This is a genomic window from Micromonospora sp. NPDC048898, assembly GCF_043198035.1.
Classification (GTDB): Bacteria; Actinomycetota; Actinomycetes; order Mycobacteriales; family Micromonosporaceae; genus Micromonospora.
Window position 1 is genome coordinate 45663 of the sequence record NZ_JBICUF010000005.1, and the last position, 12922, is coordinate 58584.

Annotated in this window: 12 protein-coding genes; 5 read left to right on the forward strand and 7 right to left on the reverse strand. The window is 72.7% G+C overall.

The annotated features are described in order from the left end of the window. Positions 1-19: 19 nt before the first annotated feature. Genes ACGFIQ_RS15865 through ACGFIQ_RS15880 form a run of 4 tightly spaced genes read right to left on the reverse strand, consistent with a single transcriptional unit; the run spans position 20 to position 4726 of the window. On the reverse strand, positions 20-1600 hold the full coding sequence (locus ACGFIQ_RS15865; RefSeq protein WP_357068337.1) for a uroporphyrinogen-III synthase: 1581 nt from the start codon (positions 1598-1600) through the stop codon (positions 20-22). Further along, entirely contained in the window at positions 1597-2565 is a 969-nt protein-coding gene (gene hemC / locus ACGFIQ_RS15870; protein ID WP_393244124.1) for a hydroxymethylbilane synthase, read from the reverse strand. The genes ACGFIQ_RS15865 and hemC overlap by 4 nt, the downstream gene beginning before the upstream one ends. Continuing rightward, on the reverse strand, positions 2562-3959 hold the full coding sequence (locus ACGFIQ_RS15875) for a glutamyl-tRNA reductase (protein WP_393244126.1): 1398 nt from the start codon (positions 3957-3959) through the stop codon (positions 2562-2564). The genes hemC and ACGFIQ_RS15875 overlap by 4 nt, the downstream gene beginning before the upstream one ends. Further along, entirely contained in the window at positions 3956-4726 is a 771-nt protein-coding gene (locus ACGFIQ_RS15880; RefSeq protein WP_393244128.1) for a redox-sensing transcriptional repressor Rex, read from the reverse strand. Before ACGFIQ_RS15880 ends, ACGFIQ_RS15875 begins: the two co-directional genes overlap by 4 nt. A gap of 370 nt (positions 4727-5096) precedes the next feature. On the opposite strand from ACGFIQ_RS15880, the gene ACGFIQ_RS15885 reads away from it, so the two are divergent. Continuing rightward, complete coding sequence (locus ACGFIQ_RS15885; RefSeq protein WP_393244130.1) at positions 5097-6398, forward strand: sensor histidine kinase; 1302 nt, start codon at positions 5097-5099, stop codon at positions 6396-6398. Between the two features lie 58 nt (positions 6399-6456). Continuing rightward, positions 6457-7107 carry a response regulator transcription factor gene (locus ACGFIQ_RS15890; RefSeq protein WP_357558032.1) on the forward strand — a complete coding sequence of 217 codons (651 nt, stop codon included), beginning with the start codon at positions 6457-6459 and terminating at the stop codon, positions 7105-7107. Here ACGFIQ_RS15890 and ACGFIQ_RS15895 read toward each other — a convergent pair. Both ACGFIQ_RS15895 and ACGFIQ_RS15900 read right to left on the reverse strand, forming a co-directional pair. Beyond that, positions 7088-7750, reverse strand: a complete 663-nt coding sequence (locus ACGFIQ_RS15895) for an HAD family hydrolase (protein ID WP_393244132.1) — start codon at positions 7748-7750, stop codon at positions 7088-7090. The genes ACGFIQ_RS15890 and ACGFIQ_RS15895 overlap by 20 nt on opposite strands. Before the next feature lie 20 nt (positions 7751-7770). Further along, on the reverse strand, positions 7771-8025 hold the full coding sequence (locus tag ACGFIQ_RS15900) for a glutaredoxin family protein (protein ID WP_357068457.1): 255 nt from the start codon (positions 8023-8025) through the stop codon (positions 7771-7773). A gap of 717 nt (positions 8026-8742) precedes the next feature. Between ACGFIQ_RS15900 and ACGFIQ_RS15905 the strand changes: the two genes are divergently transcribed. The 3 genes from ACGFIQ_RS15905 (at position 8743) to ACGFIQ_RS15915 (ending at position 11855) form a co-directional block, all read left to right on the forward strand. Then, the gene (locus ACGFIQ_RS15905; protein WP_393244134.1) at positions 8743-9699 is read left to right on the forward strand and encodes an ECF subfamily RNA polymerase sigma factor, BldN family; all 957 of its coding nucleotides are present in this window, start codon (positions 8743-8745) and stop codon (positions 9697-9699) included. A gap of 281 nt (positions 9700-9980) precedes the next feature. Further along, positions 9981-10853, forward strand: coding sequence for a DUF5667 domain-containing protein (locus ACGFIQ_RS15910; RefSeq protein WP_393244708.1), 873 nt, complete (start codon positions 9981-9983; stop codon positions 10851-10853). 96 nt (positions 10854-10949) lie between these two features. Next, positions 10950-11855: an HAD family hydrolase gene (locus tag ACGFIQ_RS15915; RefSeq protein ID WP_393244710.1), complete on the forward strand. Its 906-nt coding sequence runs from the start codon at positions 10950-10952 to the stop codon at positions 11853-11855. A 6-nt stretch (positions 11856-11861) separates the two neighbouring features. Here ACGFIQ_RS15915 and ACGFIQ_RS15920 read toward each other — a convergent pair whose 3' ends face one another. Further along, complete coding sequence (locus ACGFIQ_RS15920) at positions 11862-12719, reverse strand: lysophospholipid acyltransferase family protein (RefSeq protein ID WP_357558694.1); 858 nt, start codon at positions 12717-12719, stop codon at positions 11862-11864. Between the last annotated feature and the right edge of the window lie 203 nt (positions 12720-12922).

Consider the following 12922-nt stretch of genomic DNA (forward strand, 5'->3'; position numbering starts at 1 on the left):
GGGGCCTCCTCGGAGACGACTACCGGAAGCGGAGGGCGGTCGGCCCCTGCACCTTCGAGCCACGGCGCTGCTTGGCCGGCATGGCGGCCAGCTTCTCGCGCAGCTCGACGGCGTAGGCGGCGAGCGCCTCCACCAGGTCGGGCACCGAGGCGTGCGGTGGCTGCACGTCGACCCGCAGGCCGAACTCCGTCGCGGTCTCCGCCGTCTTGGGCCCGATGACGGCAACAACGGTACGCGCGTGCGGCTTCCCGGCGATACCGACCAGGTTCCGGACGGTGGAGGATGACGTGAACAGGACAGCGTCGAACCCGCCCGACTTGATCGCGTCCCGGATCTCGGCGGGCGGCGGCGCGGCCCGCACCGTCCGGTACGCGGTCACGTCGTCGACCTCCCAGCCGCGCTCGGTGAGCCCGGCGGCGAGCGTCTCGGTGGCGATGTCGGCGCGCGGCAGCAGCACCCGGCCCACCGGGTCGAGGATCTCGTCGTGCGGGGAGAACTCGGCCAGCAGACCCTCGGACGACTGCTCCCCGGCGGGGATCAGCTCCGGCTGGATGCCGAACGCGCGGACCGCGTCCGCCGTCGCCTCACCGATGCAGGCGATCTTGACGCCGCCGAAGTGCCGGGCGTCGAGGCCGTGCTCGGCGAACTTCTCCCACACCGCGCGGACCGCGTTGACCGACGTGAAGATCACCCAGGCGTACCGGCCGTCGACCAGACCCTTGACGGCCCGCTCCATCTGCGCCGGAGTACGCGGCGGCTCGACCGCGATCGTCGGCACCTCGCACGGGATCGCCCCGTACGCGCGCAGCCGCGCGCTCATCGCGCCGGCCTGCTCCTTGGTGCGGGGTACGAGCACCTTCCAGCCGTACAGCGGGCGGTTCTCCCACCAGCTCAGCTTGTCGCGCTGGCCCACCCCGACGCCGACGGTGAGCACCACCCGGCCGGTGAAACCGAGCGCGGCGGCCACGAAGCTGTCCACGGTCGACGTGGTCGTGTACTGGGTCTCGCCGGTGCCGTCGCCTGTCACACCGACGCCGGTGGTGCCGTCGACCCCGGCGGCGAGCAGCCCGTCCCGGACGGCGGCGAGGTCACCGGCGTCCACGGCGAGCGCGAGCGAACCCCGGCCGACGGCCGCGGCCAACGCCTCGAAGTCCAGGGCGCTGACGTCCTCGACGTCAGCGGCGGTACGCACGCCCGGCAGCGGAACACCCGCGTAGGTGGCCACACCCTCGGCCTGGCCGACACCGGGCACGACCTCGAAGTGCGCGGCGGTACGGGCCACCGCCTGCACCTCCTTCACCACCGAGTCGTGGCCGAACGGGTCGCCGGCGACCAGGTGCACCGCGTTCAGCCCGGAGCGGGCCGCGGAGATCAGCACCTTCGCCACGTCCCCGGGCGCGCCTTCGGCGGGGGTGAACTCGGCATCGTCGGAGGCCTCGGCGCGTACGACGGCGAGCAACGACTCCGGGACTCCCCGGTCGTAGATCACCTGGTCGGCGTCGACCAGGGCGTCGTGGGCCCGACGGGTCAGCAGGCCCGGGTCACCGGGGCCAGCCCCGACGAACGCGATACGGCCGACGGGCTTACGGGTGCGGGTCATTCTGTGCTCCCAAATTGCTGGGTCCCCGGGCCGGTGTGTCCTTCGTGGCCGAGGATCGAGTCGGCGCCGAGGTCGAGGAGTTCGGCGGCGAGTGCCTTACCGATCTCCGCCGCGTCGGCGGGCGTTCCGGTGCGGGACAGCCGGAGGTCACGAGTGCCGTCCGGGCTGATCACCGCCCCGCGCAGGTAGATCTCATCGCCGTCGTCGCCTTCGGCGAGTTCGGCATAGGCGGCGACGGGTGCGCTGCACCCGGCCTCCAGGGTTGCCAGCAACGCGCGTTCCGCGGTGACCGCGGCGCGCGACGGTGCGTGGTCCAGCGCCGTGAGCAGCTCGACCAGGTCCTGGTCGTCGACCCGGCACTCCACGGCCAGCGCACCCTGAGCGGGCGCGGGCAGCATCAGCATCGGGTCCAGTGCCTCGGTGACGACGTCGAGCCGGCCGAGCCGGGCCAGCCCGGCCCGGGCGACGACGACGGCGTCGAGGTCGGCGTCGGGGCCGAGCACCCGCGCCAGGCGGGTGTCCACGTTGCCGCGGATCGGGGTGACCTCCAACTGCAGGCCGAGGGCGTGCAGTTGGGCGATACGGCGCAGCGCGCCGGTGCCCACTGTGGCACCGGGCGGCAGCTCGGCGAGCGTCCGGCCACCTCGGGCGATCAGCGCGTCGCGCGGGTCCTGCCGGGGCGGCACCGCCGCGATGTGCAGCCCGCCGGCGGCAGCCGTGGGCAGGTCCTTGTAGGAGTGCACCGCGAAGTCGATCGTCCCGGCGGTCAGCGCGTCGCGCAGCGCGGAGACGAACACCCCGACGCCGAGCCGGTGCACGGGCGCGTTGGAGCGGTCACCAGCGGTGACCACCTCGACCAACTCGACCGGGCGGCCGGTGGCGGCGGTCAGCGCCTCGGCGATCTGGCCGGACTGGGCCATCGCCAGGGCGCTGCCCCGGGTGCCGAGACGCAGGGGGGCGGTCATCGCGCTCCTCCAGAGGGTGGGGTCGGCTCGGCGGTGTCGGCCCCGGGCACCGGGTCGATGCCGGGGAACGCCATGCCGAGGTCGGGGGCCAGCACCTCCGGGACGGTGTCCACCGGAGAGGTCTGCGGCACCTCGAGGTCGAACAGTTCGCGCAGCAGCGCCGCGTACTGGTCGCCGCCCGGCTCCGCGGCCAACTGGCGGACCTTGACGGTGGGCTGGTGCAGCAGCCGCTGCACGACCCGGTGCACCGTACGGGCCACCTCGGCACGCAGGTCGTCGCCGAGGTCGGGGCGACGCTGAGCCAGCCGGCGCAGCTCGGCGGTGACCACGTCGTCGGCCCGGCCGCGCAGCGCGGCCACGGTGGGTGCCACGTCGGCGCCGCGCAGCCAGGTGAGGAAGCCCTCCACCTCGCCCAGCACGATCCGTTCGACGGCGGCGGCGTCCGCGGCGGCCGGACCGTCGGCGAGCAGCGCCGCCATCCGGTCGATGTCGATCACCTCGACGCCGGGAAGCTCGGCGACGCCGTCCTCGACGTCGCGCGGGACGGCCAGGTCGAGCAGGACCAGCGGGCCCCGGACCGGGTCGCGGTCGGCCAGGGCCGCGCCGACCACCGCCCGGGTGAGGACCGGTTCGGTGGACGCGGTGGCGGCCACTACGATGTCCACTGTGGAGAGGGTGTCGGCCAGCTCGGTCATCGGCGCGGCACTCGCCCCGTACGACTCGGCCAGCCGGACGGCCCGGTCGGCGCCCCGGTTGCTGACGGTGAGCGGGCCGGCGCCCAGTCGGGACAGCGTGGCCACCCCGAGCGAGCCCATCGCGCCGGCGCCGACCACCAGGGCCGGGTGGCCGGCGAGGTCGCCGTCGAGGTGCCCGGCGGCCAACTCCAGCGCGGCGGTGACGACGCTCTGGCCGGCCCGGTCGATGCCGGTCTCGGCGTGGGCCCGCTTGCCGACCCGCAGCGCCTGCTGCATCAGCTCGTGCAGCAGCCGGCCGGCGGAGTCGGCGCCGGTGGCCCAGTGGTACGCGTCGCGCAACTGGCCGAGGATCTGCGCCTCGCCGACCACCATCGAGTCCAGACCCGTGGCGACCCGGAACACGTGGTCCACGGCGGCTGTGTCGTAGTGCACGTACAGGTGGCTGGCGAGCGCCGCCGGCGAGCTGCCGGCCTGCTCGGCCAGGACGGCGCAGACGTCACCGAGCCCACCGTGGAAACCGGACACGGCGGCGTAGACCTCCACCCGGTTGCAGGTGGAGACGATCACTGCCTCGGCCACGTACGGCTGGGCGACCAGGCGGTCCAGGGTGCGGGTCAGGTCGGCGGGAGGGACGGCCAGTTGCTCCAGCGTGGCGACCGGGGCGGTCCGATAGGACGCGCCGACGACGAGCAGTTTCACGTGCCTATCGCCTCCTGGGTGTCGGTGGCCGCGAACCCGCCGGGCAGGGCGGTGAGAGCGGACCCGCCGGTGGCGGGCAGCGCGGTCAGCGACGCCTTGCGGTGCTCGTGGAAGGACAGAATCTGCAGCTCGATGGCGAGATCGACCTTGCGCACGTCGACCCCCTCCGGAACCGAGAGTACGCACGGCGCAAAGTTGAGGATGCTCGTCACGCCGACGGCGACCAGTTGGTCGGCGACCTGCTGGGCGGCGGCGGCCGGGGTGGCGATCACGCCGATCGCGAGGGATTCCTCCGCGGCGACCGTGGGGAGATCGTCGACATGCCTGACCACCAGGCCGTTGATCTCTTCGCCGACCCGGGAGGGATCGGCGTCGAGTAGTGCGGCGATCCGGAAGCCCCGACCGGCGAAGCCGTCGTAGCCGGCCAGAGCGTGACCGAGATTACCCACGCCGACCAGGGCGACCGCCCGGCGCTGGGTGAGCCCGAGCACATTCTCGATCTGCTCGATCAGCAGCGTGACGTCGTAGCCGACACCCCGGGTGCCGTACGAGCCGAGGTGGGACAGGTCCTTGCGGAGCTTGGCGGAGTTGACGCCGGCGGCGGCGGAGAGGCCCTCGCTGGACACCGTCTCGTGCCCGGTGTCGGCGAGGTTGTGCAGCGCGCGCAGATATTCCGGGAGCCGAGCGACGGTGGCCTCGGGCAGATCCGGGAGCGCTGGTACGGCACCGGCGCGGCCGGGCGCGCCTGGGTGACGGTGCTGACTCATGAGACTCCGTGCGGTGCGATCCTCGGCCAACTCCGCTGGTGGGCCGCTTATGGACTCCCGCTGGCGACCGAGGTTGGCGGCTGTGCTAGCAGGGCGCGTCGGAGTCACAGAGTAGGCGCTTGTGAAGACGTGCACAAATCGCGATCTTGTCGCTGCGCGCCGCGACTCCACAGGCACCTCCATTCCACAAGATCGATTTAGCGGCGCTTTACCCACACCGCCCGGGCGATTATTGCTCAATCCCGACTTCTCTGACCAATCCCGCGCCGAGCCTGGTGGGGGTGGTCGGGCAGGTGGTAGGGACAGCACTACGGGGGAGAGGCGGGGCTTCGGGATGGGGACACCGGGCCCGGTTGCCTAGCCTTTTCCCATGACCGCCGTTGCCGCCACCAGCGACCAACCGATGCTGGCACCGAGCATCCCCCGCCAACTCTTCGTCGACTCCGGGTACGTGCTGCTCGGGCTGCCCCTGGCGGTGGCCAGCTTCGTCGTCCTCGTGGCCGGTTTCACGGTCGGCATCGGTCTGGTGGTCACGGTGATCGGCCTGCCGATCCTCAGCGGCACCCTGTACGCCGCCCGAGGGCTGGCCGACATCGAGCGGCTGCGGCTGCCGGCCGTGCTCCGGCAGCCCCGGATCCGACCGCACTACCGGCTGCCCGAGCCGGGCGCGAACGCCTGGCGGCGGATCTTCGTGCCGATGCGGGACGCCCAGTCCTGGCTCGATCTGGCGCACGGCATCCTGCGGCTGATCGCGGCGGCGGGCACCTTCCTGGTGACCGTGATCTGGTGGGCCGCCGCGATCGCCGGCTCGCTCTACTGGGTGTACGACTGGGCGCTGCCCCGACCGACCGGCGAGGACCAGGACCTGGCGCAGTTGCTCGGCCTGGGCGACTCGACCACCGCCCGGATCGGCCTGAACACCGCACTCGGGGTGTTCTTCCTGATCACACTGCCGATCGTGGTGCGCGGTTGCGCGCTGCTCCAGGCCAGCTTCGCCAAGGCCATGCTGACCGGGGTGGCCGAGATGCGCGATCGGATCACGATGCTGGAGGAGCAGAAGCGGGCCGCCGTCTCCGCCGAGGCGTCCGCACTACGCCGGCTGGAACGCGACATCCACGACGGCCCCCAGCAGCGCCTGGTTCGCCTGGCGATGGACCTCAGCCGGGCCCGGATACAGCTCGCCTCCGACCCGGAGGCCGCCGGCCAGACCATCGACGAGGCGGTCGCCCAGACCCGGGACACGCTCGCCGAACTGCGGGCACTGTCCCGGGGGATCGCCCCGCCGATCCTTGTCGACCGGGGCCTGCCCAGCGCTCTGGCCGCGATCGCCGGACGCGGGCTGATCCCGATCGAACTCCAGGTGGACCCGCAGCTGGGCACCCCGGCGGGGCGGCTCGACCCGGCGGTGGAGAACACCGCGTACTTCGTGGTGTCCGAAGCGCTGACGAACGTCGCCAAGCACAGCCGGGCGACCGAGGCCGTGGTGACGGTGACCCGGCAGGGCACCCACCTTCAGGTGGGGGTGGGCGACGACGGGCAGGGCGGCGCGCACCTGGCCAAGGGCCACGGGCTGGCCGGCATCGCCGACCGGGTGCGGGCCGCCGGCGGTGAGCTGATGGTGGTCAGCCCGGCCGGTGGCCCCACCGAGATCCGCGCGGAGCTACCGCTGTGAGCGCTCCGGCACCGCGCGGCGCCCCCGAGGCGGCCCGGACGTGGTAGACAACACAGCCATGCGGATCGTGATCGCCGATGACGCCGTCCTGCTCCGGGAGGGGCTGGTCCGGCTGCTGACCGAGAGTGGGCACCAGGTGGTGGCCGCCGTCGGGGACGGCGACGCGCTCGTCAAGGCGGTGGTGGAGCACCAGCCGGACGTGTCGATCGTCGACGTCCGGATGCCCCCGTCGCACACCGACGAGGGGCTGCGGGCGGCGGTGGAGGCGCGGCGACTGGTGCCGCGTACCCCGATCCTGGTGCTCTCCCAGTACGTCGAGGTCTCGTACGCCGATGATCTGCTGGCCACCGGCGGTGCCGGCGGCGGCATCGGCTACCTGCTCAAGGACCGGGTGGCCGCGATCGACGAGTTCCTGGACGCGCTGCGCCGGGTGGCGGCCGGTGGCACGGTGCTCGACCCGGAGGTGGTGGGTCAGCTCTTCGCCCGACGCCGCCGCGACGACCCGCTGCGTGAGCTGACCCCGCGCGAGCGCGAGGTGCTCGCGCTGATGGCCGAGGGACGCTCGAACACCGCCATCGCCCGTGCCCTGGTGGTCAGCGACGGCGCGGTGGAGAAGCACGTGCGCAACATCTTCACCAAGCTCACCCTGCCGCCGGACACCGAGCAGCACCGGCGGGTGCTGGCCGTCCTCACCTATCTGCGGAACTGACCTCCCGGGCCAGGTTGACCGCGTCGAGGAGGGTGTCGGCCACCGGGTGACCGGAGGCGCGCAGCCGGCCCGGGTCGGTGAACCCGCCGGTGTAGAGCACGGCACGGCCGCCCACGGCGAGCGCCGCGTCCGCGTCGTCGATGGAGTCGCCGATCAACACCACCGAGGCGCCGTCCACGCCGAGTTCGGCCAGGTGCAGTTTGAGCGACTCGGCCTTGCGGTCGCCGCCGACCGTGGCCCGCAGCCCGTCGACCCGGGTGAAGTGGCCGGTCAGGCCGTACGTCCGCACGGTCGGCACCAACTCCTCGTGGAACCACATGGAGAGCAGACTCTGGTTGCCCGGCCAGGCCGCCATCGCGGCGCGTGCGTCGGCGGCCAGCTCACAGGTGGTCAACCCGGTGCGGTACGCCTCGTGGAAGATCCGGTCCAGTCGGCCGAACTCGTCGTCGTCCACGGCCTGCCCGAGCACCTCGGCGTAGTACTCGGCGATCGGCCGGCGGAACCGCACCCGGTGCTCGTCGAGGGTGACCGTCGGCCCACCGAGGCTGGTGAACACGACGTTGGTGGCGGACACCACCAGGCTGAGGTCGTTGAGCAGGGTGCCGTTCCAGTCCCAGACGAGGTGGGGGTGTGCAGTCTCCATCACCGCACCCTAGGCACCGCTCAGAGCTGCGGCGTGGTCAGGTCCCGCAGCAGCCGGTCCTCCTCGACCCGCCAGTAGCCGTGCTCCTTGCCGTCGAGCAGCACCACCGGCAGCCGGTCTCCGTACTCCCGCTCCAGACCCTCGTCGCCGGTGACGTCCCACTCGACCCACTTGTCACCGGTGACCGCCACCACCCGGTCGAGTGCCGTCTTGGCGTCGTCGCAGAGGTGGCAGCCGGGTCGGGTGATCAGGGCGAGCCGGGCGTCAGTGGACATCGGTACCTCCGTCAGGGTGTCGGCGATCGCCGGCAGCGTCACCTGTCGCACCGGCGCCGCCGTCGCGTACGCCCGCACAGTCTCGTCGGTTCGCGGGTGCCGCACACCCGGTACCGCCGACTCGGCCGGCACGGTGATCGAGTCTGGCACGGCGGGCGACGACCGGCCACGACCGACGGTGCGAACCCGTGCTCCGGCGGCGCAACGGGACAGTCCCGTACACGGGACGGTCCGATGTGCCATCGACGAGCCGATCAAGTCCCGCCGATGGGATGGGCGGCGCCGTCCGCGGGCGTTTCAGCCACGACCGCGCGGCCAGTCGAGGGGGTAGGGTCAACCGAACGGGCCAGGGCCCCGACCTGGGCATCCATTCAGGAACAGCCGGTCAACGGAAAGTCAAACGCACACGACGGACAACCGGTCCGCCGCTGGTGCGACGGAGCGGGAAATACTTCCGCCTTGTGTAACGGACTTGCCACGCGCGGGTGACGTTGGCCCTATCATCACTCGGGTCGGCTCACCCCATTTGCCGTGAGTCGACACCCCTCAGCCCGAGGAGGCCCCCGTGCCTGTTAGCGCATTGGACCAGCACCTCCAGGGGATTTGCCGCCCATCGGCAAGCCCCGCGACCGTCCTGCCCGACCGGTTGCCCGGTCGGTCCGCCCCGACACGACACAGACCGGCCCGTCCGGCGACCCACGGGACGGGGGCAACCCGGTGACCACCTTCGGTTACGCGGAACGCCCGGCAGGCCGGACCGGTCAACCGGCACGCTCGCACGTCAACGAGCGACCGACGGCCCGCCCCCCAATGGACGAACCGCCCGGCGCCGCGGCGCGCGGCGACGGCGCGGCGCAACGGATCCGCAGCCGGCCACATCACAACGAGCCACCACCGCGGCCCGCGGTGCCCGGCGGGAACGCGCGACCAGCCGGCGGCCGGGTCGCCGTTCCGGCCCGACCGACAATGCCCGCGCAGGGTCGCCGGGTCAGCGAGACGCCGACGGTGACCACCGACCCGGCGGCGGGCGAGACGGCGGTGATCCCGGCGGTGCCGGCCAGCACCGCCACCACCCCGACCGGCTTTCCGAGCCGCCCGGACCCGTCCGACCCGGCCACCGAGGTCTGGACGCTGATCGAGCGCGCCCAGGCCGGTGAGTCCGAGGCGTTCGGTCTGATCTACGACCGGTACGTGGACACCGTGTTCCGGTTCATCTACTTCCGGGTCGGCAACCGCCAACTCGCCGAGGACCTCACCTCGGACACCTTCCTGCGCGCGCTCAAGCGGATCGGCAGCTTCACCTGGCAGGGCCGTGACCTGGGCGCCTGGCTGGTGACGATCGCCCGCAACCTGGTCGCGGACCACTTCAAGTCGGGCCGGTACCGGCTGGAGGTCACCACCGGTGACGTGCTCGACGCCGATCGGGAGGACCGGGGCCCGGAGGGCAGCCCGGAGGCTGCCGTGGTGGAGCACATCACCAACGTCGCGCTGCTCACCGCCGTGAAACAGCTCAACCCGGAGCAGCAGGAGTGCATCGTGCTCCGCTTCCTCCAGGGCTTCTCGGTCGCCGAGACGGCCCGTGCGATGGGCAAGAACGAGGGTGCCATCAAGGCCCTCCAGTACCGGGCCGTTCGCGCCCTGGCCCGGCTTCTGCCCGACGGCTTCCAGCCGTAGTTCGCGGCGGCGGGACCGATGGACGTCGATCGACGTCCGTGCAGCTCAGAGTCGGTCCCGCCCGGTGACGACGATCACTTTCTGTAATTTCCGCTCCCCCCGGCCCGTAACCCGTGCCAGGTCCGCCGCGTTTCTCCGGGTGCGACCGGTGGTTGTCCCGGCAGGGCCGGGTCACCGAGGTCCGACCGGCAGGCCGGCGGCACCTCACCTCCGTGGTGTCACACTGCCGCCCGGTCGTCGGCAACGACGGCGGCCGACCGGCCGTGACCAGCGAGAGAGAGGTGCCTGCGGTGGACGACATCCTCTTCTCCCGCCGGCGCGCCGAGCGCTTCGCGCAGCTTCTCGACGAGGCCAACGGCGCTCGGCGACACCACGTGCGATCCCGGATGGACGCGCAACTCGCGCCCGTCGTCGCGGTGGGCCAAGGACTCAGCACCGACCCCCCGACCGTCGAGGTGAACCAGGACTTCCGCACCGGCCTGCGGGCGATGCTGCTCGCCACCGCCGAACGGGAGGGGCTGGGCACCACACCGGCGGCCACCGAACCGGCCACGACCGCCCGTGGGTGGCTGCTGCCGACGGTCACCGCCCGGCGGGCCCGAGCCCGGGGCGCGATCCTGATCGGCATCGCCGCCGGTGCCATCGCCGTCTCCGGCATCTCCACCGCCAGCGAGAACGCGGTGCCCGGCGACGCGCTGTACGGCATGAAGCGCTCGACCGAACGGGCGCAACTCGCCCTGGCCAGCTCCGACATCAGCCGCGGTCAGCTCTTCCTGGACTTCGCCCGGACCAGACTGGGCGAGGCCGCCGAGCTGCGCGGCGACCGGATCGGCTACAGCGCCGTCCTCGACGACATGGACGCCGACACCCGGCAGGGTGTCCGCCTGCTGACCACCGCCGCGGCCGAACGGGCAGAGCCGGGCAGCCTGGACACGCTCAACACGTTCGTCACCGGCCAACGTCGGGCGGTGAGCGGTCTGCTCGACGGGAGCAGCCGCGTCGACCGGGAACGCACCCAGCGGTCCCTGCGCCTGCTGGACAACATCCGGGAACGCTCGGACGCGCTGCGCGCGGCGATCGCCTGTGGCCTGCCGGCCCCGACCGCCAGTGACACCCTCGGCCCCGACCCGAGCACCTGCCCCGGTGCTCGCTGACGGCACGCCCCTATACCGCACCTCCGACCGGCCGCGCCGCAGTTCACTCTGTGCCCGGCCGGTCGACCGTGCGCGGCGGCTACCCTCGCTGGAGGCATCCGTCGTACCGGTGAGGAAGGGAGTCACGTGGCGCGCAGCCGTAAGGTGACGGTCAGCACCGACGCCGCGGGACACACCGCGGGCTGGGCGGAGACCGACCTGGCCCCGGCCGTCGCCCCCGCTCCGGACCCGACCGCCGCGGCCTTCTTCGACGTGGACAACACGATGATGCAGGGCGCGTCGATCTACTGGTTCGCCCGTGGGCTCGCCTCCCGCAACTACTTCACCACGAGCGACCTGGCCCGGTTCGCCTGGCAGCAGCTCCGGTTCCGGCTGTTGGCCCGGGAGCACGCCGGCGACATGTCCCTGGCCAAGGAGGCCGCGCTGGCGTTCGTCGAGGGCTGGCGGGTCGACGACGTGGAGCGCCTCGCGGAGGAGATCTTCGACGAGATGATGGCTCCCCGGATCTGGGCCGGCACCCACCAACTCGCCCAACGGCACCTGGACGGCGGCCAGCGGGTCTGGCTGGTCAGCGCCGCCCCGGTGGAGATCGGCCGGGTGATCGCCACCCGACTCGGTCTGACCGGTGCCATCGGCACGGTGGCCGAGGTCGTGGACGGGGCGTACACCGGGCGGTTGGTGGGTGAGCTGATGCACGGGCCGGCGAAGGCCGAGGCGGTCACCCAGCTCGCCGCGGTGGAAGGGCTCGAACTGGCCCGCTGCGCTGCCTACAGCGACTCGGCAAACGACCTGCCGCTGCTCTCCGCCGTGGGCCGGGCCGTGGCGGTCAACCCGGACGGCACCCTGCTGCGGCAGGCCCGCCAGCACGGCTGGGAGGTACGGGACTTCCGCACCGGCCGGCGGGCGGTCAAGATCGCCGTACCGTCCACGGCGGCGGCCGGGCTGGTCGTCGGCGCGGTCACCGCCGGGCTGGCACTACAGCGCCGCCGCCGCGGAGGCTGAGACGCGTTACGGGCCGAACGGGTCGGGCCGCCGCTCCAGCAGCGTGTGCACGGTCTGCTGGATCGTCTCCCGCACCTGGTCGGCGAGGTTGAAGACCACAAGCGGGTCGTCCGCCGAGTCGGTCAGGTGCGTGGTGGGGATCGGCGGACAGAACTCGATGAGCCACTTGCTGGGCAGCGGCACCATCCCCAGCGGCCCGAGCCACGGGAAGGTCGGCGTGACCGGGAAGTAGGGCAGCTTGAGCAGCCGCGCCAGGGGCTTGATGTCGGCGAGCATCGGGTAGATCTCCTCGCCACCGACAATCGCGACCGGCACGATCGGGGTGCCGGTGCGCAGCGCCGCCGACACGAAGCCGCCCCGCCCGAACCGTTGCAGCTTGTACCTGTCGGCGTAGAGCTTGCCGATGCCCTTGAAACCCTCGGGGAACACCCCGACCAGGTCGCCGCCGCCGAGCAGCCGCTCAGCGTCCGGGTTGCAGGCCACCGTGCCGCCGGTCTTGCGGGCGATCTCGGACACCACCGGCATCCGGAAGACCAGGTCGGCGCCGAGCAGCCGAAGATACCGGTGCGCGGGGTGCTTGTCGTGCAGCGCCGCCGAGAGGATCAACGCGTCCAGCGCCACAGTCCCCGAGTGGTTGCCGACCACCAGGGCCGGCCCGTCGACGGGCACATGTTCGAGGCCGCTGACCTCGGTGCGGAACCAGTCCCGGTAGAGCAGCCGCAGCAGCGGGTGGAAGACCGCGTCGGTCAGCTCCGAGTCGAACCCGAACTCGTCGACCTCGTAGTCGCCGGACAGACGCCGACGCAGAAAGGCCAGGCCGTTCGCGACCTTGCGGTCCCAGTGGTCCCCCGGCCGGTCCGGCACCGCCGGCCCGGTGCCACCAACCGGCGCGTCGACCCGGCCACCCGCGACCGCGGCGGATGGTGGCACCGGGTCGACCTCGTCGGTCGGCGTCGGCGTCGGCGCGACCTGGGCAGCCGGTCGATGTCCGTTACGCCGCGCCGGCTCCACGTCCACCACGGGCGGCTGCGGCGGTACGTCGAAACGCCCGACCCCCTGCGGGTCGC

Bases quoted from the DNA above. Each gene is read 5' to 3' on its own strand.
- ACGFIQ_RS15885 (WP_393244130.1), top strand. From the start codon at position 5,097: ATGACCGCCGTTGCCGCCACCAGCGACCAACCGATGCTGGCACCGAGC.
- ACGFIQ_RS15880 (WP_393244128.1), bottom strand. From the start codon at position 4,726: ATGAGTCAGCACCGTCACCCAGGCGCGCCCGGCCGCGCCGGTGCCGTA.
- ACGFIQ_RS15890 (WP_357558032.1), top strand. From the start codon at position 6,457: ATGCGGATCGTGATCGCCGATGACGCCGTCCTGCTCCGGGAGGGGCTG.
- hemC (WP_393244124.1), bottom strand. From the start codon at position 2,565: ATGACCGCCCCCCTGCGTCTCGGCACCCGGGGCAGCGCCCTGGCGATG.
- ACGFIQ_RS15900 (WP_357068457.1), bottom strand. From the start codon at position 8,025: ATGTCCACTGACGCCCGGCTCGCCCTGATCACCCGACCCGGCTGCCAC.
- ACGFIQ_RS15865 (WP_357068337.1), bottom strand. From the start codon at position 1,600: ATGACCCGCACCCGTAAGCCCGTCGGCCGTATCGCGTTCGTCGGGGCT.
- ACGFIQ_RS15895 (WP_393244132.1), bottom strand. From the start codon at position 7,750: ATGGAGACTGCACACCCCCACCTCGTCTGGGACTGGAACGGCACCCTG.